This window comes from Cryobacterium sp. TMT2-17-1 (assembly GCF_004402765.1).
Taxonomy (GTDB): domain Bacteria; phylum Actinomycetota; class Actinomycetes; order Actinomycetales; family Microbacteriaceae; genus Cryobacterium; species Cryobacterium sandaracinum.
Genome location: NZ_SOGC01000036.1, coordinates 1 through 23,763, shown reverse-complemented (window position 1 = coordinate 23,763; position 23,763 = coordinate 1). Strand labels below are relative to the sequence as shown.

The window sequence follows — 23,763 nt, the reverse complement described above, 5'->3', positions numbered from 1 at the left end:
ATCATGGCCAGACTCAAAAAGGGTGACCTCGTAGAGGTCATCACCGGCCGCACCCAGGCCCGCGGCGGAGACCGTGGCAAGCAGGGCAAGGTCATTGCCATCCTGGTGGAGAAGAACAGGGTCCTCGTTGAGGGCATCAACTTCGTCACCAAGCACGTTCGCGTGGGCCAGACCCAGCGCGGCACCAAGACCGGCGGCATCGAGACCATGGAGGCGCCGATTCACGTGTCCAACGTGGCCCTCGTCGACCCGGAGACCAAGAAGCCGACTCGCGTCGGATTCCGCCTCGAAGAAGTAACGAAGGACGGCGTCACCAAGACGGTCCGCATCCGTTACGCCAAGAAGTCAGGGAAGGACCTCTGATGACCGACACTTCAGTTGCAGCAGCAGAAGCGCCCGTTGAGGCCGCCCTGCCGCGTCTCAAGCAGAAGTACCGCGATGAGATCATGGCCCAGCTCAGCAAGGACCTCGGCTTCACCAACGTTCACCAGATTCCGAACCTGGTCAAGATCGTTGTGAACATGGGTGTCGGCGAGGCAGCACGCGACGGCAAGATCATGGATGGCGCCGTCTCCGACCTCACCAAGATCACCGGTCAGAAGCCGCAGGTCACCAAGGCCCGTAAGTCGATCGCGCAGTTCAAACTGCGTGAAGGACAGCCCATCGGCACGCACGTCACACTTCGTGGCGACCGCATGTGGGAGTTCCTCGACCGGCTCCTGAGCCTGGCGCTTCCGCGCATCCGCGACTTCCGTGGTCTGAGCGACAAGCAGTTCGATGGCAGCGGTAACTACACCTTCGGTCTCACCGAGCAGGTCATGTTCCACGAGATCGACCAGGACCGGATCGACCGTATCCGCGGTATGGATATCACGGTTGTGACGACGGCCAAGAACAACGAAGAAGGCCGCGCGCTGCTCAAGGCGCTGGGCTTCCCGTTCAAGACGGCCGAAAACACCAAGTAAAGTAGCTCTTTGGCTCTTGTAGTACAAATCCGGGGCTGGACAACCGTCCAGCCCCACCACGACCAAGGTCGTCACCCGTGTAACGGATGAACGAAACCAGGCGAGAAAGGCACCACAAATGACAATGACAGATCCGGTCGCAGACATGCTGACCAGACTGCGCAACGCTAACTCGGCGTTCCACGACACCGTGTCCATGCCGCACAGCAAGCTCAAAGCGAACATCGCAGACATTCTCAAGGCCCAGGGTTACATCTCGGCGTGGGATGTCAAGGATGCAGTGGTCGGCAAGACCCTCACGCTCAACCTCAAGTTCGGTCCGAACCGCGAGCGTTCCATCGTCGGCATCAAGCGGGTTTCCAAGCCCGGCCTGCGCGTGTACGCGAAGTCGACCGAAATCCCCACCGTTCTCGGTGGTCTCGGCGTTGCCATCCTGTCCACCTCCAGCGGTCTGCTCACCGACCGCCAGGCTGAGAAGAAGGGCGTAGGCGGAGAAGTTCTCGCCTACGTGTGGTAGCCGACAATGTCACGTATTGGAAGACTTCCCATCCCGATTCCCGCGGATGTCACGGTCGCCACTGAAGGCCAGCGCGTCAACGTCAAGGGTCCGAAGGGCGAGCTCGCGCTCACCGTCGCGAACCCCATCGAGGTCAAGATCGAGGACGGCCACGTCGTCGTCACACGCCCGAACGACGAGCGCAACTCGCGTTCGCTGCACGGACTGACTCGCACGCTGATCGCAAACCAGATCATCGGGGTGACGGTGGGTTACACCAAGTCTCTCGAGATCGTCGGTACCGGTTACCGCGTCGCCCAGAAGGGCAGCTCGATCGAGTTCGCCCTCGGCTTCTCGCACCCGGTCCTCGTCGAGGCACCTGCCGGCATCACCCTCACCGTGGAGAGCGTCAACCGCCTCACGGTCGGTGGCATCGACAAGCAGGCTGTCGGCGAGGTCGCCGCCAACATCCGTAAGATTCGCAAGCCGGAGCCCTATAAGGGCAAGGGTGTGCGTTACGCCGGCGAGATTGTTCGCCGCAAGGCCGGAAAGAGTGGTAAATAACCATGGGTCTCGGAACTAGAGGTAAGAGCAAGGCCGCTGCCCGCGGACGCAGGCATGCACGTCTTCGCAAAAAGATCGAGGGGACCGCGCTTCGTCCGCGTCTCGTCGTGACCCGTTCGGCTCGCCACGTGTTCGTGCAGGTCGTCGATGACAGCAAGGGTTTCACCCTTGCTTCGGCGTCCACGCTCGAAGACGGTCTGCGCACCTTCGATGGTGACAAGACCGCCAAGGCCCGCAAGGTCGGCGAACTCGTCGCCGAGCGTGCGAAGGCCGCCGGCATCGACGCTGTCGTATTTGACCGTGGCGGAAGCAAGTACGCAGGACGCGTCGCTGCGATCGCCGATGGAGCTCGAGAGGGTGGATTGAACCTGTGAGCACTGAAACCGCTAGCACAGCAACCAAGGAGACCGTGGTGGCCGCAGAGGCACCCGTCGAAACCGCTGCCTCAACGGCACCTGCCCAGAACGAGCCTCGTGAGGCTCGTCGTGGCGGTCGTGAGCGCAACCCGAACAAGGACCGCGGAAGCCGCGATGCCGACAAGAGCCAGTTCCTGGAGCGCGTCGTCACCATCAACCGCGTTTCCAAGGTGGTGAAGGGTGGTCGTCGCTTCAGCTTCACCGCTCTCGTCGTCGTCGGTGACGGAAACGGCCTCGTCGGCGTTGGATATGGCAAGGCCCGCGAGGTGCCGACCGCCATTTCCAAGGGCGTCGAAGAAGCGAAGAAGAACTTCTTCCGCGTTCCCCGCGTCGGTCTGACGATCCCGCACCCCGTGCAGGGTGAAGCCGCAGCCGGCGTCGTCCTGCTGCGTCCCGCCGCCGCCGGCACCGGCGTTATCGCCGGTGGTCCGGTGCGCGCCGTTCTCGAGTGCGCGGGCATCCACGATGTCCTCAGCAAGTCGCTCGGTTCGTCGAACACCATCAACATCGTTCACGCCACGGTCGAGGCCCTGCACCAGCTCGAGGAGCCGCGTGCAGTTGCGGCTCGTCGTGGCCTCGCGTACGAAGACGTCGCTCCGGCGCGCTTCCTGCGTGCCGACGCCGCCGCAGCAGCAGCTGCAGCTGCAGCAAAGGCAGGTGCCTGATGGCTCGCCTCAAAGTGACACAGATCAAGTCCAAAATTAGTGAGAAGCAGAACCAGCGCGACACGCTTCGCAGCCTGGGTCTCAAGCGCATTGGCGCAGTCACGATTCGCGAGGACAACTCGCAGAACCGTGGCTACGTCAACACCGTTGCTCACCTTGTAAAGGTCGAGGAGATTGACTAATGGCTGACGAGAAGGAAGCTGCCACGGCAGCCGCCAAGCCCGCCACTGCACAGAAGGCAGCCCCCAAAAAGGCTGCCTCCGCCAAGGTCGGAGTGAAGGCTGCTCCGACAGAGAAGCGCGAGCAGGTTCTGAAGGTTCACCACCTTCGCCCCGCCCCCGGAGCCAAGAAGTCGCGCATGCGTGTCGGTCGTGGTGAAGGATCCAAGGGTAAGACCGCCGGCCGTGGAACCAAGGGTACGAAGGCGCGCTACAACGTGCGCATCGGGTTTGAGGGTGGCCAGATGCCGCTGCACATGCGTACTCCGAAGCTGCGCGGGTTCAAGAACCCGTTCCGCGTCGAGTACCAGGTCGTCAACCTCGAGAAGCTCGCCGAGCTTTACCCGAACGGCGGCGATGTAACCATCGCCGACCTGGTCGCCAAGGGTGCCGTTCGCGACAACGAGAAGGTCAAGGTTCTCGGCAATGGTGACATTGCGGTTAAGCTGAACATTGCAGTGGATAAGGTCTCCGGCTCAGCAGAGCAGAAGATCGTCGCTGCGGGTGGCTCAATCAAGTAAGTCCGCAGACGCTGAGCGAGCTTGTCGAGGCCACCAATCGAAATCTTTCGATGCTGGTCTCGACAAGCTCGTTTTTCACGTTATTAACTGGAGGCATTGTGTTCAGCGCCATCGCGCGGATATTCCGCACACCCGACCTGCGCAGGAAAATCGGGTTCAGCTTGGGTATCGTTGCCCTGTTCCGACTGGGCTCGTTCATCCCTGCCCCCTTCGTCGACTTCGGAAACGTTCAATCGTGTCTGGCGGCGAACCAGGACGCCAGCGGCCTCTATGAGCTCGTCAACCTCTTCAGCGGCGGCGCGCTGCTGCAACTGTCGGTCTTCGCGCTCGGCATCATGCCGTACATCACGGCCTCGATCATCGTGCAGCTCCTGCGCGTGGTCATCCCACATTTTGAGACACTGCACAAGGAAGGCGCGTCCGGACAGGGCACGCTCACCCAGTACACTCGGTACCTCACCATCGCCCTCGCGATCCTTCAGTCGACGACGCTGATCACGGTGGCCCGCAGCGGAGCGCTCTACGGCACGTCCGCCAGCGCCGAGTGCTCGCAGCTGCTCACCAACGACGCCTGGTACGCCATCATGCTCATGGTCATCACCATGACCGCCGGTACTGGCCTGATCATGTGGATGGGTGAGCTCATCACCGAGCGCGGCATCGGCAACGGCATGTCACTGTTGATCTTCACCTCGATCGCAGCCCTCTTTCCGGGATCGCTGGCCTCCATCGGGCAGCAGAAGGGCCTCGACATCCTCATGATTGTGATCGCGGTCGGTCTGGTCGTGGTCGCCGCGGTGGTCTTCGTCGAGCAGTCCCAGCGTCGCATCCCGGTGCAGTACGCCAAACGGATGGTCGGACGCCGCACCTACGGCGGGAACAACACGTACATCCCGATCAAGGTGAACATGGCCGGCGTCGTGCCCGTCATTTTCGCGTCGTCACTGCTGTACCTTCCGGCCCTGATCGCGCAGTTCAACCAGCCGGCGGCCGGACAGGCGCCGGCAGCGTGGGTCACCTGGGTCACCAACAACCTCACGCAGGGCAACGATCCGCTCTACATGGCGCTGTACTTCCTCCTCATCGTCGGATTCACCTACTTCTATGTCGCGATCACCTTCAACCCCGAAGAGGTCGCCGACAACATGAAGAAGTACGGCGGATTCATCCCGGGCATCCGTGCCGGTCGTCCGACCGCCGAGTACCTGGACTTCGTTCTCACCCGGGTGACGCTGCCCGGTGCCCTGTACCTGGGCCTGATCGCCCTGCTGCCGCTGATCGCGTTCTCCGCGATCGGAGCCGACCAGAACTTCCCGTTCGGTGGCGCCAGCATCCTGATCGTGGTCGGTGTCGGACTCGAGACGGTCAAACAGATCGACGCGCAACTCCAGCAGCGCCACTACGAAGGGCTTCTCCGATGACCCGTTTGCTGCTGATCGGCCCGCCCGGCGCGGGCAAGGGAACTCAGGCCGAGCGCCTGTCCGAGGCCTTCGACGTTCCGGCCATCTCCACCGGTGACATCTTCCGCTTCAACGTGAAGAACGACACCGAGCTGGGTCTTCAAGTCAAGGCGTTCATGGATGCCGGCGCGTACGTGCCCGATTCCCTCACCAACGCGATCGTGTCCGATCGGTTGCAGCAGCCCGACGCCACCGGGGGATTCCTGCTGGACGGCTACCCGCGCACGCAGGAGCAGGTTCTGGAACTGGACCGGTTGCTGGAGGCCGACGGTGACGGACTCGACGCCGTCGTGCTGATCGTCGCCGACACCGAAGAGGTCGTCGCCCGACTCCTCAAGCGTGCCGCCGAGCAGGGGCGTGCGGACGACACCGCTGACGTCATCCGGCACCGCCTCTCCGTCTACGAGGAGCAGACATCTCCTCTGATCGACGTTTACTCCTCCCGCGGTCTCGTGGTCACGGTCGACGGCCTCGGCGCCGTCGACGAAGTGACCGGGCGCATCCTTGCGGCGCTGACCGGGCGCGGACTCTCCGTGCCCGTCACCAGCGTGCCCGTCACTAGCGTGCCCGTCACTAGCGTGCCCGTCACTAGCGTGCCCGTCACCAGCGTGCCCGTCACCAGCGGAGACGCAGCCAGCGCCTCCTAACCCGGTCGTGCACGCCCAGCGTGCGCGTCCTCAGCAGTTTGCAGAGATCTTCACCATGAGCCTTCGACGATCCATCTACAAGTCGCCGGCGCAGATGCGGTTGATGATCGCGCCCGGACTGGCCACGGCCGCATCCCTGGATGCGGCCCGGGCGGCCATCCGGGTCGGTGCGACCACCCTCGAGCTCGACGCGGCCGCCGAGGCGGCCATCGTGGCTCGAGGCGGCCTGCCGAACTTCAAGCTGGAGCAGGGCTACCACCACACGGTCTGCGCGTCCGTCAACGAGGATGTCGTGCACGGCATCCCGGGGGCTCGCGTGCTCGCCGCCGGCGACATCGTGTCGATCGACAGCGGTGCCATCATCGACGGCTGGAACGGCGACGCGGCCTTCTCCTTCGTGATTCCGGACCCGGCCCGGCCCGAGGTCGTCGCCGAGCGCGAGAAACTGTCGCACGTCACGGAGCAGTCGCTGTGGCACGGGATCGCCCGGCTCGCGGTGGCGCGTCACCTCAACGAGGTCGGCGATGCCATCGAGGACTACGTCGAGTCTCAGGGGGACTACGGAATCCTCACCGACTATGTCGGTCACGGCATCGGCCGGTCCATGCACGAGGCCCCGCCCGTGTTCAACTATCGCGTTCGCCAGAAGGGTCCGGACGTGAAGCCCGGTCTCGTGATCGCGATCGAGCCCATGGTCGTCATGGGGTCCATCGAGACGTTCGTGCGCGACGACGACTGGACCGTCGCCACCAGCGACGGCCTGGCCGCCGCGCACTGGGAGCACAGCGTGGCCGTGCACAAGGACGGCATCTGGGTGCTCACCGCCGCCGACGGCGGCGCTGCGGGGCTGGCCCCGCTCGGCATCACGCCCGTTCCGCTCCCGTAGTCGCACACGGCCCGAACCAGCCGCACACGGAACGTCGGATCTCACCGCACTGCGTGGACGCCGTTCCGCACGCGAAATGCCGTGCCCGATGCCAAACCAATTCGACGGAGATTTTGGGTCAAACACCCGTTTTCGTGCCCGAAAGCGGTTTTTTGGGCAGAATCTCCGTCGAATTCGTTCGGGGTGAGTCGACCCCGGGCTCCGGGCTCGTACGAGACGGCGGTTGCAGCGCGCATCCACCCCGCGCTGCGGTCAACTTCTCGCCTGTCCGAGAAATGGACCAATCGCCACTCACCCGCCACCCGCGATCGCCCCTCACCCGCGGCAATCGGAACCCGCTCCCGGAGCCACACACGGCCCGAACCAGCCGCGCTCGGGGGCGGGGATCTGGTCTCTCCGGGACTCCGGAGGCGGGAGGATGGAGGAGAGGGCAAACCGTCCGTCGCGGCTCAGGGAAAGAGCGATTCCATGAAGATTCTCATCGTCTGCGGTGCTGGCGCCTCCAGTGCCTTTGTTGCACATCGGGTTCGGCACACCGCCGCGGCCCGCGGCCTGGATGTCCACGTCTTCGCGGGGAGCGAATCGGATCTGCCGGCCTCCCTCGGCCCGGTCGACGTGCTTCTAGTGGGTCCCCACCTGGCACCCAGGTTTGAGAAGATCCGCCTTCAGGCCGTGCACGCCGGGGTCGGCATCGCCCTGCTGGAGGAGACCGTCTTCGCCTCGCAGAACGGCGACGAAGCGCTCGATGCCGCGATCTATGCGTACAAGACGCGTGACTGGGCTGAAACGAAGAAGTAGCCCGACCGGTGGCCTACTGGTCCATCAGGTGCACGAGCTCGTCGATGAAGGATGCGAAGTCCACCGACCGCTTGACCAGCCGCTGCACGTCGGCCCGGTCTGAGAAGACCTCCACGAACTGGTCGAAGACGGTCTGGAAGCTCTTGCGCCCGGCGGCGCTGAAAGCGACCATCGCCACCACGTTGACGCGGTTCTCGCCCCACGCCATGGGTGTGTCGTTGATCACGACGGCGATCGAGGTACGGATTGCCGTCATCGACATCGAGTGCGGCACCGCCACGTTGTCCGTGAACGCCGTCGACGACATGAGCTCGCGCTCGATCGCGCCGTCGATGTAGCTCTCGTCGATATCGCCGTGTGCGATCATCCGTTCGCCGAGAGCGCGGATCATCGCGGTCTCGTCAGCGGCGTGGAAGTTGTGCGCGAACAGGGACTCGTCGAAGAATTGCAGCAGCTCGTCCTTGAGAGCGGCGCGACGCCGAAGACGGCGGATGCGGCTGGCGGCCTTCCGCACGCGGTCGATGTCGGCCTCGGTCAGGAACGGCTGGATCACGATGACGGCCTCGGCCGGCGACTGCGGTTCGATGGTGGAGAGCACGAGTTTCGCATCCAGGGCCTTCCAGTCGACGTCGCTGCGGGTTACCACCGACACAACTTCGAGCTCGTCACCGAGGACCCGCTCGATCCGTTCGCGCAGCAGCACGTGCATGTCGTAATAGTTCGGGCAGATCAGAGCGCACGTGACCAGGTCCTCGCGCCGGGACTGCTGCTGAAGGTGGGCACCGACGTGCATCGCGATGTACGCGATCTCATCGTCGTTGATCACGATCTGTTCCTGCCGCTGCAACTGGCTGGCGATGTAGACGGCGACCTCATAGATCATCGGGTAGGACGTCTTGATCGACCTGGTGAGCGGGTTGTGCGAGTACGAGCGGTCTGTCGCCCGGTTGATCAGGTTGCGCACGTGCAGCGTGAGCCTCACGATGAAGTTCTCCTCCGCGAGGTCCAGCAGGAACTCGTCCCCGGCCTGGCCGACGATCCGGCGCACGGCGTCGAGATCTTCGGGGCGGACGAAGCTCTCGATCAGAACCTGCGCCGGCTGGTCCTGCCCGGGTGTGATCACCCGGGTCTTGAGCAGGAGTGCGATGTAGTCGAGGTCACCGACACCCAGTTCGACGTGGAAGTGGCGCACGATCAGCCCGGAGAGGGCGAGGGTCATCGCGTCGGGGGAGCCGACGGATGCCGCGGTCTCGGCCACCACGGGGGAGGTGCGCCTCGTGACCCGGTCGATGGCGATGGCGACATGGAGTAGAACGTCGTTGGTGCCGTACTCGTTGACGAAATACCCCTGCGAGTCGAGCATCGCGATCAGATCCGTCTTGAACTCTCCGAGGCTCTCGGAGGCGAACTCGCGCTGGATCGCCTCGAGTTCGAGCAGACCGCGCGAACTCTCCTCGCGGAACAGCCGGCTGAGCAGCCTCCGCCGGTCGGTCTCGGAGCCGGCGAGCGTGACCACGCTGCCGTGGCGGGTGAGCGTGAGCCCGGTGGCGGGCAGTAGCTGCCGCACCTTGGTCAGGTCGGAGTCGATCGTGGAGTCGCTGACGAACAGCTCGGCGGACAGAGCGTAGACGTCGAGCCCCTCGTGGGACTCCGTGAGCCGGCGCACCAAAGCGTAAAGGCGATCCGTCGGGGTCTCGGCTTCGTCCGAGTGAATGCGCCCCCTGGCGCGGAACACGGCGAACGCCTCGAGGTCCAGCCGGTACCCGGCCGGCCCCGACTCGATGATCTCGAGCGGCCCGGCTGCCAGTTTCAGGTTCGTGACGTAGCTGCGCACGGTTCGGGGCGTGACGCCCAGGAGGTCGGCAAGCTCGCCGGCGGTAACCCAGGCCGGTGTCTGCGACAGAAAATCCAGCATCCGTGTCTGTTTGTCGCTCATTGCATGAAACTCCCAAGTAAAAAGCAAGTCTCCCACGCCGCTCCCGGCCGGATCTCTGCCACGAGATTTCCGGGGGTGCGGAAAAGTCTCTGGTGGCCCCGCACGACCACCTTGGTCAGACTTGAATAAGTCGCAACGTGACGGGGCAACTCCTCATCGCATCCCTACGAAAGGCAGAGAAATGACGACGACGTCAGCTACCAAGACCAAGAGCGGAGGAACCCGTGTGCACGTTCAGCGCTTCGGAACCTTCCTCAGCGGAATGGTCATGCCCAACATCCCTGCATTCATCGCGTGGGGATTGATCACCGCATTCTTCATTCCGACCGGTTGGACCCCGAACGCGACCTTGGAAACGCTCGTCGGACCGATGATCGTGTACTTGCTGCCGCTCCTGATCGCCAACACCGGTGGCCGGATGGTCTACGGAACGCGTGGTGCGGTCATCGCCTCGATCGCGACCATGGGTGTCATCGTGGGCAGCGAGATCCCGATGTTCATCGGCGCCATGATCGTCGGCCCGGGATCCGCGTACCTCCTGAAGAAGCTTGACAGCCTCTGGGCCGGCAAGATCAAGCCCGGGTTCGAGATGCTGGTCGACAACTTCGCGTCCGGTATTCTCGGAATGATCCTCGCGCTGGGTGCGTTCTTCGGAATCGCCCCGCTCGTGACCGGGATCAGCAATTTCCTCGAGATGATCGTCGACTGGCTCGTCTCCAACAGCCTGCTGCCCATCGCCAGCATCTTCATCGAGCCCGGCAAGATCCTGTTCCTCAACAACGCCATCAACCATGGCGTGCTCACGCCGATCGGTGTGCAGCAGGTTGCTGAAAACGGCCAGTCGGTGCTGTTCCTGCTCGAGGCGAACCCCGGCCCCGGCTTGGGCATCCTGCTCGCCTTCTCCTTCTTTGGAGTCGGCATCGCACGGGCAAGCGCACCGGGCGCCATCATCATCCACTTCTTCGGCGGCATCCACGAGATCTACTTCCCGTACGTGCTGATGAAGCCGGCACTGCTCCTCGCCGCAGTCGGCGGCGGCATGACCGGTGTGGCCATCAACGTGGCCTTCGCAACCGGCCTGCGCGCCCCAGCCTCACCCGGCAGCATCATCGCTATCCTGATCCAGACCGCCCCGGGCAGCTACGTCGGCGTCATCCTCTCCGTCATCGGCGCCGCCACGGTGTCATTCCTGATCGCAGCCGTCATCCTCCGTGCCAGCCGCAAGCGCGACCTGACCGCCGGCGATACCGGTGACATGGCCGAGGCCATCGCCAAGACCGAAGCAAACAAGGGCAAGGCCAGCACCATCCTCGGCGGCCTCGGAGCCTCCGGCACTTCGGCCACCGCCGCTCGCCGTGTCAAGAACATCATCTTCGCGTGCGACGCCGGAATGGGCTCCAGCGCCATGGGCGCTTCGGTGCTGCGTAACAAGATCAAGAAGGCCGGTCTCGACGGCATCACCGTGACCAACCAGGCGATCGCGAACCTCGACGGCACGGCCGACCTGGTCATCACGCACCAGGACCTGACCGCCCGGGCCCAGTCGAAGTCTCCTGACTCGACGCATGTCTCGGTCGAGAATTTCATGAACAGCCCGAAATACGATGACGTCGTCGCCCTGATTCAGGGCCAGGCGGCCGAGGAGGTAGCGCGATGACCGACCGCATTCTGGAACTGGGCAACGTCGTGGCCGCGGGGTCGGCCACCACGAAGCTCGACGCAATCCGTGAGGCCGGCGCCCTGCTCGTCACCGCAGGCGCCGTGCGCGAAAACTACGTCGACTCGATGTTCGACCGCGAAGCCAGCGTGTCGACCTATATGGGAAATTTCCTGGCGATCCCGCACGGGACCAACGACGCCAAGGAGTCGATCGTCCGGTCGGCCCTGTCGCTCGTGCGTTACGCCGAACCGATCGATTGGAACGGCCAGCAGGTGCGTTTCGCCGTCGGGATCGCGGGGCTCAACAATGAGCACCTCGAAATCCTGCAGAAGATCGCGATCGTCTTCTCGGACGAGGACGAAGTGCAGAAATTGATTGACGCCGTCACAGCAGAGGACATCTTCATGCTCCTCGAGGAGGTAAACGCAGAATGAAGGCCATTCACTTCGGTGCAGGGAACATCGGCCGCGGATTTGTCGGCCTCCTGCTTCACGATGCCGGATACGAGGTTGTCTTCGCCGATGTGAATGTCTCCCTGATCGACGCTTTGCAGGCTGCCGGCAGCTACGCCGTGCACGAGGCAGGGGAAGTGTCGACCACCCGCGTGGTCGACACTTTCCGGGCCATCAACAGCGCCACGGATGAGGCCGTACTGATCGACGAGATCGCGACGGCCGATATCGTCACCACCGCGGTCGGCCCCACCGTCCTCCGCTTCGTGGCACCGGTCATCGCGGCCGGACTGGGGCGGCGGTCGGCCGAGTTGCCGCCCCTGGCCGTGATGGCGTGCGAGAACGCCATCAACGCCACGGATGTCCTCGCCGAACAGCTCTGGGCCAACGTGCCGGAGCCGGAGCGAGCGGCTGTGGCCGAGCGCGTCGTCTTCGCCAACACGGCAGTCGACCGCATCGTGCCCGGCCAGGCCGAGAGCGACGGCATCGACGTAACCGTCGAGGCCTTCTACGAGTGGGTCATCGAGCAGGGCGCCTTCAACGGCGTCGTGCCGGTCATCCCGGGTGCGACTTTCGTCGACAATCTCGCGCCGTATATCGAGCGCAAGCTGTTCACGGTGAACACCGGACACGCGACCGTCGCCTACCTCGGCGGTGTCGCCGGGGCTTCCAAGATCTCCGACGCGCTCCTGGTGCCGGCGGTGCTGGACGGCGTCCGAGCGGTGCTCGAGGAAACCTCGGCCCTGCTCGTGGCCAAGCACGGCCTCGACGTAGACGCCCAGCGCGCCTACCGGGAGAAGATCCTGGTGCGCTTCGCCAACCCGTCCCTGCCCGACACGGTAGAGCGCGTCGGCCGCCAGCCGCTGCGCAAGCTCAGCCGCCACGAACGGTTCATCGGCCCTGCCGCCGAGATCGCCGAACACGGCACCCGCCCGGTCGCGCTGCTCGCAGCCGTCGAAGCCGCACTCCGGTTCGACGTCGCCGACGATGAGCAGAGCGCCCTGCTGCAACGGATGCTGCGCGCCGAGACAGCCGAATCGTTCACCGCGTCGGTGTGCGGCCTGGACGCCGCGCATCCGCTGTTCGCCGACGTGGTCCTGGTCGTGGCCGCGGTGCAGAAGGCCCTCTGAGCGGAGAATCCCGCGAGGGATTATAGGGAAGAATTGCCAAAAGGCAACTCCGTACCATAGAGTAAATCCTTGGTGTCTTGTGCGCACGTATGCGGCGTATCAGTGCACCACAATCCACGCACGACCAGCAATCAATACCCTAGCGATAGTGAGTTATGGCCAAAAAAGACGGTGTCATCGAAATCGAGGGCGCGGTAGTCGAAGCTCTTCCCAACGCGATGTTTCGCGTCGAGTTGAGCAACGGCCACAAAGTTCTTGCCCACATTTCAGGCAAGATGCGTCAGCACTACATCCGTATTCTCCCGGAGGATCGTGTGATCGTGGAGCTGAGCCCGTACGACCTGACTCGCGGCCGGATCGTTTACCGCTACAAGTAGAGAGTGCTGTAAGTAACGGCCCGAGGCGTTCCTGGGGTACGAAGACAGCGAATACAAGGACACACCATGAAGGTCAAGCCCAGCGTCAAGAAGATCTGCGACAAGTGCAAGGTCATCCGCCGTAATGGCAACGTGATGGTCATCTGCGAGAACCCTCGTCACAAGCAGCGTCAGGGCTGATCTCGACAGGCTCGATCACGGTCGAGTCGGTTGAGATGCAACTGAATACAGAAAATAGCAGTGCCGGGAACCCTTCGGGGGGACACCATCGGTTGGAGGCCGATGAACAGGCACTGTCACAGACCTCCACTCATATACAGGAGAAGCCACAATGGCACGTCTAGCCGGCGTTGATATTCCTCGCGATAAGCGCGTGGAAGTTGCACTGACTTACATCTTTGGTGTTGGCCGCACGAGGGCACTCAAGACCCTCGCCGACACTGAAATCGATGGAAACATCCGAGTCAAGGACCTGAGTGACGAGCAGCTCGTCGCCCTCCGTGACTACATCGAAGGAACCTTCAAGGTTGAGGGTGACCTCCGCCGTGAGGTTGCCGCTGACATCCGCCGCAAGGTCGAGATCGGCAGCTACGAGGGCATCCGCCACCGCAAGGGCCTGCCCGTTCGTGGCCAGCGCACCAAGACCAACGCTCGCACCCGCAAGGGCCCGAAGCGCACCGTAGCCGGCAAGAAGAAGGCGCGCTAGGCCTCGGCCTGGCCCGTCTCGCCTTTAGGATTCAGGAGAAATTCATGGCAGCACCAAAGTCGGCCGTTCGGAAGCCGCGCAAGAAAGAAAAGAAGAACGTCGCTGTGGGCCAGGCCCACATCAAGAGCACCTTCAACAACACCATCGTCTCGATCACTGACACCACCGGTGCGGTCATCAGCTGGGCGTCCTCGGGTGGAGTCGGCTTCAAGGGTTCGCGCAAGTCGACCCCGTTCGCCGCGCAGCTGGCTGCCGAGTCGGCTGCCCGCCAGGCGCAGGAGCACGGCATGAAAAAGGTTGACGTCTTCGTCAAGGGACCGGGATCGGGCCGCGAGACCGCGATCCGTTCGCTCCAGGCCGCTGGCCTCGAGGTCGGTTCGATCAACGACGTCACCCCCCAGGCGCACAACGGATGCCGTCCGCCCAAGCGTCGTCGCGTCTAACCAACCGGCATCTCGCCATCGGCCGGGCCCGTCACAAGACGGGCCCGGCTGTGGCGGGTCGTGGGGCATCACCCCTCCCTCGTTCGACGATGTGCTCGATTGTCGGGCTTGTCGAGAGACACACAACTCAAAACCTCGCCACGCAAGTGTCATATAGCGGACACTTAGCCGAAAGGAATCAACAGTGCTTATTGCACAGCGCCCCACGCTCACCGAAGAGAACATCTCGGAGTTCCGATCCAGGTTCGTCATCGAACCTCTTGAGCCTGGTTTCGGTTACACCCTCGGCAACTCGATGCGCCGCACCCTCCTGTCATCGATCCCCGGAGCCGCTGTCACCAGCATCCGGATCGACGGTGTGCTGCACGAGTTCAGCACCGTTCCCGGTGTCAAGGAAGACGTCACCGAGATCATCCTCAACATCAAGGGCCTCGTCATCTCCAGCGAGCACGACGAGCCCATCACCGCGTACCTGCGCAAGCAGGGTGCCGGCCAGGTCACGGCCGCCGACATCTCGGCTCCGGCCGGTGTCGAGGTGCACAACCCCGAGCTGGTCATCGCCACGCTGAACGACAAGGCCAAGTTCGAACTCGAACTGACCATCGAACGCGGCCGCGGCTACGTGTCGGCCACCCAGAACCGCAACGAGTACTCTGAGGCCGGCCAGATTCCGGTTGACTCGATCTACTCGCCCGTGCTCAAGGTGACCTACCGTGTCGAGGCAACTCGTGCCGGTGAGCGCACCGACTTCGACCGCCTCGTCGTTGACGTGGAGACCAAGTCGGCCATTTCGCCTCGCGACGCCATCGCATCCGCCGGTCGTACGCTGACCGAGTTGTTCGGTCTGGCCCGTGAGCTGAACACCGCCGCCGAGGGCATCGAAATCGGCCCCGCGCCGGTCGATGTCGTGCTGTCGACCGAGCTGTCGATTCCGATCGAAGACCTCGATCTGTCGGTTCGCTCGTACAACTGCCTCAAGCGCGAGGGCATCAACAACGTCAGCGAACTGGTCGCCCTCTCGGAGACCCAGCTGATGAACATCCGCAACTTCGGACAGAAGTCGGTGGATGAGGTCAAGGACAAGCTCGTTGAGCTCGGACTGTCCCTGAAGGACTCGGTGCCCGGATTCGACGGCGCCCACTTCTACAGCGGCTACGACGAAGAAACCATCTAAAGCAGTCGTTCAGACTGACTTTCGACTTTGATACTGGAGATAACCAATGCCTACCCCCACTAAGGGAGCCCGCCTCGGAGGCGGACCGGCCCACGAGCGCCTCATGCTCGCCAACCTGGCCGCATCCCTATTCACCCACAAGTCCATCAAGACGACCGAGACGCGCGCCAAGCGCCTGCGTCCGGTCGCCGAGCGACTGATCACCTTCGCAAAGAAGGGTGACCTGCACGCCCGTCGTCGCGTGCTTGCCACTATCGGCGACAAGACCGTCGTGCACGAGCTCTTCACCGAGATCGCACCTCAGGTTGCCCTTCGTGAGGGCGGTTACACCCGCATTACGAAGCTCGGCTTCCGCAAGGGCGACAACGCTTCGATGGTACAGATGGAGCTCGTTCTCGAGCCCGTCACCCCGAAGGTCAAGCGCTCCTTCGCCAAGGCTGCTTCCAAGCCCGCCGCGGCAGCGCCCGATGCCGAGGCTCCGGCCGAGGTCGTCGTCGAGGATGCTGCTGTCGAAGCTGACGTCGTCGAGGATGATGTCGCTGCCGCTGAGGAATCCAAGTAAGCACTCTGCGCTGTATCGGCTCAACTGAATCGCTGTGTTGAATTGAGAGGGGCCCGACTTCGGTCGGGCCCCTCTCTGTGCCCCGGCGACGGGCTAGCACCCTCGCGGGGCCCCGGCTACAATATTGGCCATGGAACGCCTGAGCGGAACCCAGAATCAGGGCCCGCGTCGGCGTGCAGCCCCGCCGCTCGACGCGCCGGGGCCCGCCCACCCTGAGATCGCCCGGTGGCGTCCGGCAACGGTGTCGGACGCCGACGACCTGTGGCAGTTCACTTGCGCGGTCGGCAAGGCGGACCATCCGTACCACCTGACGACGCGGGAGGGAATCGAGCGGGACTTCGGTCTGTCGTACTTCCATCCGGAGCGGGATTCCCTGATCGGGTTCGCCGCCGACGGCACCCTCGTGGCGATGGGGATGGTGATGGCGCCGCCGGGCGAGACGCTGGCCCGCGCGATCCTGGTCGGCGGGGTGCACCCCGACTACCGCGGACGCGGAATCGGCCGCGAGCTGCTCGCGTGGCAGCTGGGCCGGGCCGAGCAGCAGCTCGCCACCGACGATCCCTCGGTTCCACGCTGGATCCTCGCCTACACCGAGGAGACCGCGTACCGCAGCACCCGTCTGTTCCGGCGCCTCGGCATGGAATGCGCCCGGTACTTCCAGTCCCTCGAGCGGCGCCTCGACGAGCTGATCCCCGAGATCGACCTTCCGGTTGACATCCGCGTCATCCGGTTTACCTCGGAGCTCTCTGCGGCCGTTCACGAAGCGCGCGACTCGTCGTTCCGGGATCACTGGGCCAGCCAGCCGATGAGCGACGATGCTTGGGACTCCTTCGTGACGAGTCGCAAATTCCGCCCCGACCTCTCATACCTGGCCCTCGCGGCCGGCCCCGACGGCACCCCGAAGGTCGTGGGCTTCACCCTGGCCACGGTCAACGAGGACGACTGGCTGAACCAGGGCTACACCGGCAGCCACGTCGACCTCGTCGGCGTCATCGACGGATGGCGGGGCAAACACATCGCGCGGACCCTGCTGGGCCTGCATTTGCATGCCGCACGCACCGAGGGTCTGGCCCGGGCGACCCTGGTCGTCGACTCCGAAAGTCCGACCGGCGCGCTGAACCTGTACCTCGGCATGGGTTTCACGCCCACCACCCGCAGTCTCGCCTTCACCATTGAGCTCTAGTCCCACCCGGGACCCGCACCCGCCGACCCGGCCGACCCGGCCGACCCGGCCTTGGTCACGGCAGCAGCGGCGGCCGGAAAGAGGGTGACCCGGCAGGGTCGGGCAGGCGATACGCCTCGAGGCCCGGCTGCGGCGGCGGCTCGGCGAGCCGTTCCAGAGCGGCCCGGATGACGTCGGCATAGATCCGACCGCCGGCCGGACCGGGATGGATGTTGTCGTTTGCGAGCACATCCGTGTGCGAGGCGATCGCCGTGCTCCAATCGGCCAGCTCGACCGTGCGGTGCCGGGCAGCGTACTCGGCCAGGCTGGCGTTGACCCCGGCCGTCCAGTCACGTTCGGCGAAGGCAGTGATCAGGATCAGCTCCCGGTCCGGGCCGATCACCGCGCGGATGGCCGCCAGCTGACTCGAACGGATCGGCCCGTTGGTGCCGAGGCCCACGACGACCACCGGCCGGAGCGTGCCGGCCTCGGCTTGGGTGGCCAGGATGTCGGGGGCAGCCCCCATGCCCCGTGAGACGGTGGCATCGATCGCGATCCCCGGGAAGCCGGCCTGCAGCTCGGGGGCCGAGGCGAGCATCACCGAGTCGCCCACGGCCGTGATCAGGTCCCCGGGCGCCGCGCGTTCAATGGCGCTGACGGCCGGCCGGGACGCGCGCCGTGCGTTCTGCACGGCCTGCCGCTGCGCAGCATCCAGTGCCTTCTGGCCGCGTTCGATCTCGCTCTGGGCGCTCGTCTGGACGGGAGCGGTGAGCAGCGCCGCGGTCGTGCCGGTCGCCAGAAACAGCGCGGCGGCGCCGAACAGGCCGAACCAGACGAGCCTGCCGGGCATGCGGATCGTGCGCGCACCGCTCGTGCTCTGCCGCAGGCGACGGATGCTGCCGCGCACCCCCTTCGTGCGCACGGGAAGTTCCAGCCAGCGGTACGATCCACCGGCCGCCAGCAGCGTCAGCGCGCCCGCCAGCACCCCGACTCCGATGCTCGTCAGCACGGTCGGCGACGCGGCGGCCGCCGGCCACGCCCCCTGGGCGAGCACGAGCACCGGCCAGTGCCACAGATAGATGCCGTAGGAGCGTTCACCCAGGTAGCGCAGCGGCGCGGTATCCAGCGCCTGGCCGAAGCCTGGCCCGCGCACGGCCGCCCAGATCACGACCGCGGTCAGCAGGCTCACCAGCATCAGTCCGCCTCGATAGGTCGCCAGGCCGGTGTCGGGCAGGGCGAACGCCGCCGCCAGAACCCCGGCCAGGGCGAGCCGACCCAGCCACGGCCGCCAGCGGTCGCGCAGGGCGGCGAGGCGGGGTGCCGTGCCGTCCGGGAGGCCCGAACGGCGCAGCAGCAGCGCGAGCGCGGCACCGGTGAAGAGCCCGAAGCTGTGCGTGTCCGAGCCGTAGTACACCCGGGTGGGGTCGGCGGGGTCGTATAGCAGCCCCATCCAGACGGCAGAGGCCAGGGCCAGGCCGGCGACGAGTGCCAGGCGAAGCCGGCCGCTCCTCACCAGCAGCAGGCCGAGGAGAGCGAACGGCCAGATCAGGTAGAACTGCTCCTCCACCGCCAGCGACCACAGGTTGCGGAACAGTTCCGGCGCCGTGGCGCTGAAGTAACTCGCCGACCCGGCGATCGACACCCAGTTGTAGCCGAAGGTGATCGCGCCGAGCAGCTGCCAGCCGAGGCCCACCAGCACGTCGCCGCCGATCAGCCAGGCGGCAGTGCACAGGATCAGCACCAGCGGGACCAGTGCCGGCACCAGGCGCAGCGCCCGCCGTTTCCAGAATCGACCGAGCGCGATCCGCGAGGTTTCGTCCCGTTCGGTGATGAGGAGGCCCGTGATCAGGAACCCGCTGATCACGAAGAAGACGTCGACCCCGATGAATCCGCCGGGAAGCACCGCGGGGAAGAAGTGGAACACCACGACCAGAACGACGGCGATGCCACGCAGGCCGTCGAGACCGGCCAGGCGTTTGGTGGGCACGTTCACGGAGTCCGGATGAGCGTCAGAGGGCGGGGGCGGCAGATTTTCATGACAGGTCGGGACCGAAGTCCGGGTTCTACGATATCCCGGACCGGACCGTACACTTACCTCCGTGATTCTTCCCCCGGCGCCCGACGAGACCCAAGCAGCGGGCACCACCCGGATCCGGCTCGACATCGCCTATGACGGCACCGGCATGAGCGGCTGGGCGACGCAGCCGGGCCTCCGCACCGTGCAGGGTCAGATCGAGGCCGGGCTGGCCGGCATCCTGCACAGCCACCCGCCGACCCCGATCCTGACCGTGGCCGGGAGAACGGATGCCGGTGTGCACGCGACCGGGCAGGTCGCCCACTTCGATCTGAACCCCGACCAGGCCGACGGCCTCGTGCGCATCTCCCGCGGCAAGGGGCGGCCCCCGACGCCCCTGGCGGTCATGGTGCAGCGGCGGCTCAGCGGCATCCTCGTCACCCAGCCCGAAATCGCGATCACATCCTCCGTGCTCGCCCCGCCCGGGTTCGACGCCCGGTTCTCCGCGCTTTACCGGCGCTACGAGTACCGTATCGCCGACTCCGTCGTCGGGCACGACCCGCTGCAGCGGTTCCGCACCACCTGGCACGGCTTCGCCCTCGACGTGGACGCTATGGACGCGGCTGCCGCGACGCTGATCGGCCTGCACGACTTCGCCACCTACTGCAAGCCGCGGCCCGGGGCCACCACGATCCGCACCCTGCAGGAGTTCCGCTGGTACCGCGATCCGGATGGTGTGCTCGTCGCATCCGTTCAGGCTGACGCCTTCTGCCACAGCATGGTGCGCGCGCTGGTCGGGGCCTGCGTCGCGGTGGGGGAGGGGCGGCTGTCCGGGGACCGCCTCGTCGACCTCCGGATCGAGCGGGCCCGCACCAGCGAGTTCAAGGTGATGCCCGCCCAGGGTCTCACGCTGCTTCAGGTCGGCTATCCGGCCGACGAACTGCTCGCCCTGCGGGCCCGCGAAACGCGCGCGCGCCGGGAGCTCATCGACGACACCGAATAATGGTTGAATTGCGCTGCCGGGCCGACGGCGTTAGTGTTATTCCTTGGTGTCTGTGCGTTGCAGCCAGACACACGAACGTGAGCCCTCCATCGATCGTGTTCCCTCTCTGGGAACACACCCGGAGCGGGATTCACGAACACCTCCGTTCGAATAAGAAAGCAGCTCAATAGTGACGCGCACTTACACTCCCAAGGCAAGCGAAGTCCAGCACGACTGGGTCGTCATCGACGCCACAGATATCGTGCTCGGTCGTCTTGCCAGCCACGCCGCCATTCTCCTTCGCGGGAAGCACAAGGCAACGTTCTCTCCCCACATGGATATGGGCGACTTCGTCATTATCATCAACGCCGAGAAGATTGCCCTTACCGGCAAGAAGCTCGACCTGAAGATGGCGTACCGCCACTCCGGTTACCCGGGCGGCCTCACGGCCACCAACTACTCGGAGATGCTCGAGAAGCACCCGACCCGTGCGGTTGAGAAGGCCATCCGTGGCATGCTGCCGAAGAACACGCTCGGCCGCGCCCAGCTGGCCAAGCTCAAGGTCTACGCCGGCCCGGAGCACCCGCACGCCGCGCAGCAGCCGAAGCCGTACACCCTCGCCCAGGTCGCTCAGTAGCGCCGGCCTCCAGACTTTTCGATTCTAAGAAAAAAGGATTCACACCATCGTGGCGAAAATCGCAGATCAGATTGACCAGGCTCCGGAGAGCTACTCGACCGAGACTCCGACCGAGACTGTAACCAAGGCGCCCCGCGCCATCCTCAATGTCCCCGGCGCAGCCGTCGGACGTCGCAAGCAGGCCATCGCCCGCGTGCGCATCGTCCCCGGCTCCGGCACGATCACCGTCAACGGCCGCGAATTCGGGGACTACTTCCCGAACAAGCTGCACCAGCAGCTCATCAACGACCCGTTCAAGGTGCTCGATCTCATCGGCAGCTACGACGTCATCGCCCGCATCACCGGTGGTGGCCCCTCCGGCCAGGCCGGTGCCCTGCGTCTCGGTATCGCGCGTTCGCTGAACCAGATCGACGAAGAGAACAACCGCGCCATCCTCAAGAAGGCCGGCTTCCTCAACCGTGACGCTCGCGTCAAGGAGCGTAAGAAGGCCGGACTCAAGAAGGCCCGTAAGGCTCCGCAGTTCTCCAAGCGTTAAGTCGATTGGCACCGTAGAAAAATGCCTCGACTATTTGGCACGGACGGCGTCCGGGGTCTGGCCAACCGTGATCTCACGGCTGGCCTGGCTCTGGCCCTCGCCCAGGCCAGTGCGGCGGTCCTGACTCAGGGCCGCCGCGCGGAGTTGCGTCGCGCAGAGGGCCGTCGGCCCGTTGCGGTGCTCGCCCGGGATCCTCGGATCTCCGGTGAATTCATTTCGGCCGCGGTCGCGGCCGGGCTGGCGAGCTCCGGTGTGGACGTGCTCGACGCGGGCGTCATTCCGACGCCCGCCGCGGCTTTCTTGATCGCCGATATCGGCGCAGACTTCGGCGTGATGATTTCCGCCTCGCACAACCCCGCTCCCGACAACGGCATCAAGTTCTTTGCCTTCGGGGGAACCAAACTTCCCGACGACGTTGAGGACCGCATCGAAGAGCACCTGTCGCTCGACATGCTCACGCCGATCGGCGGAGACGTCGGTCGTATCAGCCGCTTCGCGGACGCCGAGGACCGCTATGTCGTGCACCTGCTCGGAACGCTGCCGCACCGCCTGGACGGCATCCACGTCGTGCTCGACTGCGCGCACGGCGCCGCCGCCGGCGTATCGCCGCAGGTCTTCACGGATGCCGGTGCCACGCTCACGGTCATCGGAGCCGACCCCGACGGCAACAACATCAACGACGGGGTGGGCTCCACCCACCTCGACAACCTCTCCCGTGCCGTCCTCGAGGCCGGCGCCGACGTCGGAATCGCCCACGACGGCGACGCGGACCGGTGCCTGGCCGTCGACCGCGACGGCAACATCATCGACGGTGACCAGATCATGGCGATCCTCGCTGTCTCCATGGCCGAGCGCGGGGTTCTGAAGGACCGCACGCTCGTGGCCACGGTGATGAGCAATCTCGGTTTGCGTAAGGCCATGGCGGCCAACGACATCCGCATGATTGAGGCCAAGGTCGGCGACCGGTACGTGCTCGAAGAGCTCAACGTCGACGGGCTGTCCCTCGGCGGCGAACAATCCGGTCATGTGATCATGACCAAGTTCGCCACGACCGGTGACGGCATCCTGACCGGGCTGCACCTGGTCGCCGAGATGGCACGCACCGGCAAGACCCTCGCAGAGCTCGCCTCGGTGATGACGGTCTACCCGCAGATCCTGGTCAACGTGCGCGGCATCGACCATCACGGGCTGAAATCGAACGAGGTCATCGCGGAGGCTATCCGTGCCGCTGAGGCCGAGCTCGGGGACACCGGACGGGTGCTGCTGCGACCGTCGGGCACCGAGCCCATGGTGCGCGTCATGGTCGAAGCGGCCGATCAGGGCACCGCCGACCGGCTCGCGAACGAGCTGGCCGACATCGTGCGCCTGCAGCTCGCCCTCTAGAGAGTTCTCGCCGCGGCCGCACCCGCGGCCGCACCCTCGTTCTCGGCCGCGGGCCCCGCGCCCTCGTTTTCGGCCGCGCCCCGCGCGCCCGCTCCGCCCCGCGCCCCTGACGAATTCGACGGAGATTGTGGCTCTCCTGCTTCATCTGTGGGTGTTTCGGAGCGCCTTAACGGCCGCACGCCGCTTCCTGTCTAGGTTTCTGACTGTCTAGGAACAGAAACTCAAGGGGCAGGAAAACGGCGTGCGGTCTCTAACTTTATGGCGGACTTTGCTGGGTGTCGATAAGACGGTCGTTGAGGACCTGAATCTGGACCCGGTGGCGGGTGTTTTGGTGGCCTCGGTGCGGCCGACGGGGTCGGCGCGGCACCGGTGCGGGGTCTGCCTGAAACGTTGCCCACGCTACGACAGGGGTGCGGGGCGGCGCCGGTGGCGGGCCTTGGACGCGGGCACGATCCAGGTCTACTTGGAGGCGGATGCCCCGCGGGTGTCGTGCCGGGAGCACGGTGTGATCGTGGCCGCAGTCCCGTGGGCCAGGCACCAGGCCGGCCACACGCATCACTTTGACTCTCAGGTCGCGTGGCTGGCCACGCAGACGTCTAAGGCCGCGGTCACCGTGTTGATGCGGATCGCATGGCGCACGGTCGGGGCGATCATCACCCGGGTGTGGGCTGACACGGAAAAGCTCCATGATCCCTTCGCCGGGCTCAGCCGGATCGGGATCGATGAGATCTCCTACAAGCGCGGCCGGAAGTTCTTGACTGTGGTCGTCGACCACGATTCAGGGCGCCTGGTCTGGGCTGCACCCGGCCAAGATAAGGCCACCCTGGGCACGTTCTTCGATGCGCTCGGCGCGGAACGATCAGCTCTGATCACGCATGTTTCCGCGGATGGGGCCGCGTGGATCGCGTCGGTCGTCGCAGCACGCTGCCCGAACGCGGTCCGCTGCGCGGACCCGTTCCACGTCGTGAAGTGGG

28 protein-coding genes and 1 pseudogene are annotated in these 23,763 nt (G+C 65.1%); 27 read left to right on the top strand and 2 right to left on the bottom strand.

The window, feature by feature from the left end; genetic code table 11:
- Window positions 1-3: 3 nt before the first annotated feature.
- The 12 genes and pseudogenes from rplX to E3O47_RS09260 all read left to right on the top strand — a co-directional run bounded on the left by rplX (window position 4) and on the right by E3O47_RS09260 (window position 7,636).
- Window positions 4-363 (top strand): 50S ribosomal protein L24, encoded by a 360-nt coding sequence (gene rplX / locus E3O47_RS09315; RefSeq protein ID WP_104171759.1) that lies wholly within the window; start codon window positions 4-6, stop codon window positions 361-363.
- Window positions 363-965 (top strand): 50S ribosomal protein L5, encoded by a 603-nt coding sequence (rplE, locus tag E3O47_RS09310; protein WP_104100958.1) that lies wholly within the window; start codon window positions 363-365, stop codon window positions 963-965. The genes rplX and rplE overlap by 1 nt, the downstream gene beginning before the upstream one ends.
- Window positions 966-1,083: 118 nt before the next feature.
- Window positions 1,084-1,482, top strand: coding sequence for a 30S ribosomal protein S8 (rpsH, locus tag E3O47_RS09305; protein ID WP_104100957.1), 399 nt, complete (start codon window positions 1,084-1,086; stop codon window positions 1,480-1,482).
- A 6-nt stretch (window positions 1,483-1,488) separates the two neighbouring features.
- Window positions 1,489-2,025 carry a 50S ribosomal protein L6 gene (gene rplF / locus E3O47_RS09300; RefSeq protein WP_104100956.1) on the top strand — a complete coding sequence of 179 codons (537 nt, stop codon included), beginning with the start codon at window positions 1,489-1,491 and terminating at the stop codon, window positions 2,023-2,025.
- A 2-nt stretch (window positions 2,026-2,027) separates the two neighbouring features.
- Window positions 2,028-2,399: a 50S ribosomal protein L18 gene (gene rplR, locus E3O47_RS09295; RefSeq protein WP_134342143.1), complete on the top strand. Its 372-nt coding sequence runs from the start codon at window positions 2,028-2,030 to the stop codon at window positions 2,397-2,399.
- 35 nt (window positions 2,400-2,434) lie between these two features.
- On the top strand, window positions 2,435-3,106 hold the full coding sequence (rpsE, locus tag E3O47_RS09290) for a 30S ribosomal protein S5 (protein WP_104101028.1): 672 nt from the start codon (window positions 2,435-2,437) through the stop codon (window positions 3,104-3,106).
- A complete protein-coding gene (gene rpmD, locus E3O47_RS09285) occupies window positions 3,106-3,288 on the top strand; it encodes a 50S ribosomal protein L30 (protein WP_174235710.1) in 183 nt (60 codons plus the stop codon). Before rpsE ends, rpmD begins: the two co-directional genes overlap by 1 nt.
- On the top strand, window positions 3,288-3,845 hold the full coding sequence (rplO, locus tag E3O47_RS09280; protein ID WP_134401561.1) for a 50S ribosomal protein L15: 558 nt from the start codon (window positions 3,288-3,290) through the stop codon (window positions 3,843-3,845). The genes rpmD and rplO overlap by 1 nt, the downstream gene beginning before the upstream one ends.
- A gap of 98 nt (window positions 3,846-3,943) precedes the next feature.
- Window positions 3,944-5,266: a preprotein translocase subunit SecY gene (gene secY, locus E3O47_RS09275; RefSeq protein ID WP_104171762.1), complete on the top strand. Its 1,323-nt coding sequence runs from the start codon at window positions 3,944-3,946 to the stop codon at window positions 5,264-5,266.
- A pseudogene (locus E3O47_RS09270) lies at window positions 5,263-5,835 on the top strand (adenylate kinase); the annotation flags it as partial. The gene secY and the pseudogene E3O47_RS09270, both read left to right, overlap by 4 nt.
- Before the next feature lie 172 nt (window positions 5,836-6,007).
- Window positions 6,008-6,838 (top strand): type I methionyl aminopeptidase, encoded by an 831-nt coding sequence (gene map, locus E3O47_RS09265; protein ID WP_134342146.1) that lies wholly within the window; start codon window positions 6,008-6,010, stop codon window positions 6,836-6,838.
- A gap of 468 nt (window positions 6,839-7,306) precedes the next feature.
- A complete protein-coding gene (locus E3O47_RS09260; RefSeq protein ID WP_104171764.1) occupies window positions 7,307-7,636 on the top strand; it encodes a PTS sugar transporter in 330 nt (109 codons plus the stop codon).
- Between the two features lie 13 nt (window positions 7,637-7,649).
- Here the strand turns inward: E3O47_RS09260 and E3O47_RS09255 are convergent, their stop codons facing one another.
- Window positions 7,650-9,572, bottom strand: coding sequence for a BglG family transcription antiterminator (locus tag E3O47_RS09255; protein WP_134342148.1), 1,923 nt, complete (start codon window positions 9,570-9,572; stop codon window positions 7,650-7,652).
- A gap of 181 nt (window positions 9,573-9,753) precedes the next feature.
- Between E3O47_RS09255 and E3O47_RS09250 the strand changes: the two genes are divergently transcribed.
- The 10 genes from E3O47_RS09250 (at window position 9,754) to E3O47_RS09205 (ending at window position 17,259) form a co-directional block, all read left to right on the top strand.
- Window positions 9,754-11,229 carry a PTS mannitol transporter subunit IICB gene (locus tag E3O47_RS09250; RefSeq protein ID WP_134342150.1) on the top strand — a complete coding sequence of 492 codons (1,476 nt, stop codon included), beginning with the start codon at window positions 9,754-9,756 and terminating at the stop codon, window positions 11,227-11,229.
- On the top strand, window positions 11,226-11,666 hold the full coding sequence (locus tag E3O47_RS09245) for a PTS sugar transporter subunit IIA (protein ID WP_104100948.1): 441 nt from the start codon (window positions 11,226-11,228) through the stop codon (window positions 11,664-11,666). Before E3O47_RS09250 ends, E3O47_RS09245 begins: the two co-directional genes overlap by 4 nt.
- Window positions 11,663-12,814: a mannitol-1-phosphate 5-dehydrogenase gene (locus E3O47_RS09240; RefSeq protein WP_134401563.1), complete on the top strand. Its 1,152-nt coding sequence runs from the start codon at window positions 11,663-11,665 to the stop codon at window positions 12,812-12,814. Before E3O47_RS09245 ends, E3O47_RS09240 begins: the two co-directional genes overlap by 4 nt.
- Window positions 12,815-12,969: 155 nt before the next feature.
- On the top strand, window positions 12,970-13,191 hold the full coding sequence (gene infA, locus E3O47_RS09235) for a translation initiation factor IF-1 (RefSeq protein WP_055965022.1): 222 nt from the start codon (window positions 12,970-12,972) through the stop codon (window positions 13,189-13,191).
- A gap of 66 nt (window positions 13,192-13,257) precedes the next feature.
- A complete protein-coding gene (rpmJ, locus tag E3O47_RS09230) occupies window positions 13,258-13,371 on the top strand; it encodes a 50S ribosomal protein L36 (RefSeq protein ID WP_035834639.1) in 114 nt (37 codons plus the stop codon).
- Between the two features lie 151 nt (window positions 13,372-13,522).
- Window positions 13,523-13,897, top strand: coding sequence for a 30S ribosomal protein S13 (gene rpsM, locus E3O47_RS09225; protein WP_104100946.1), 375 nt, complete (start codon window positions 13,523-13,525; stop codon window positions 13,895-13,897).
- Window positions 13,898-13,941: 44 nt separating this feature from the next.
- Complete coding sequence (rpsK, locus tag E3O47_RS09220; protein WP_022883249.1) at window positions 13,942-14,340, top strand: 30S ribosomal protein S11; 399 nt, start codon at window positions 13,942-13,944, stop codon at window positions 14,338-14,340.
- Between the two features lie 184 nt (window positions 14,341-14,524).
- A complete protein-coding gene (locus E3O47_RS09215; protein WP_104100945.1) occupies window positions 14,525-15,514 on the top strand; it encodes a DNA-directed RNA polymerase subunit alpha in 990 nt (329 codons plus the stop codon).
- A gap of 46 nt (window positions 15,515-15,560) precedes the next feature.
- Window positions 15,561-16,076, top strand: coding sequence for a 50S ribosomal protein L17 (gene rplQ, locus E3O47_RS09210; RefSeq protein ID WP_104100944.1), 516 nt, complete (start codon window positions 15,561-15,563; stop codon window positions 16,074-16,076).
- Window positions 16,077-16,206: 130 nt separating this feature from the next.
- Window positions 16,207-17,259, top strand: coding sequence for a GNAT family N-acetyltransferase (locus E3O47_RS09205; RefSeq protein WP_104100943.1), 1,053 nt, complete (start codon window positions 16,207-16,209; stop codon window positions 17,257-17,259).
- A gap of 55 nt (window positions 17,260-17,314) precedes the next feature.
- Here E3O47_RS09205 and E3O47_RS09200 read toward each other — a convergent pair whose 3' ends face one another.
- On the bottom strand, window positions 17,315-19,225 hold the full coding sequence (locus E3O47_RS09200) for an acyltransferase family protein (protein ID WP_241976859.1): 1,911 nt from the start codon (window positions 19,223-19,225) through the stop codon (window positions 17,315-17,317).
- 196 nt (window positions 19,226-19,421) lie between these two features.
- Between E3O47_RS09200 and E3O47_RS09195 the strand changes: the two genes are divergently transcribed.
- The 5 genes from E3O47_RS09195 to E3O47_RS09175 all read left to right on the top strand — a co-directional run.
- Complete coding sequence (locus E3O47_RS09195) at window positions 19,422-20,255, top strand: tRNA pseudouridine synthase A (RefSeq protein ID WP_134401578.1); 834 nt, start codon at window positions 19,422-19,424, stop codon at window positions 20,253-20,255.
- Window positions 20,256-20,424: 169 nt separating this feature from the next.
- Window positions 20,425-20,871, top strand: a complete 447-nt coding sequence (rplM, locus tag E3O47_RS09190) for a 50S ribosomal protein L13 (RefSeq protein ID WP_104100940.1) — start codon at window positions 20,425-20,427, stop codon at window positions 20,869-20,871.
- Window positions 20,872-20,920: 49 nt separating this feature from the next.
- Window positions 20,921-21,406: a 30S ribosomal protein S9 gene (gene rpsI, locus E3O47_RS09185; RefSeq protein WP_104100939.1), complete on the top strand. Its 486-nt coding sequence runs from the start codon at window positions 20,921-20,923 to the stop codon at window positions 21,404-21,406.
- Window positions 21,407-21,427: 21 nt separating this feature from the next.
- Window positions 21,428-22,789 carry a phosphoglucosamine mutase gene (glmM, locus tag E3O47_RS09180; RefSeq protein WP_104100938.1) on the top strand — a complete coding sequence of 454 codons (1,362 nt, stop codon included), beginning with the start codon at window positions 21,428-21,430 and terminating at the stop codon, window positions 22,787-22,789.
- Window positions 22,790-23,030: 241 nt separating this feature from the next.
- Window positions 23,031-23,763, top strand: a 733-nt coding sequence (locus tag E3O47_RS09175; protein ID WP_134420279.1) for a transposase, incomplete at its 3' end; no start/stop codon positions are given.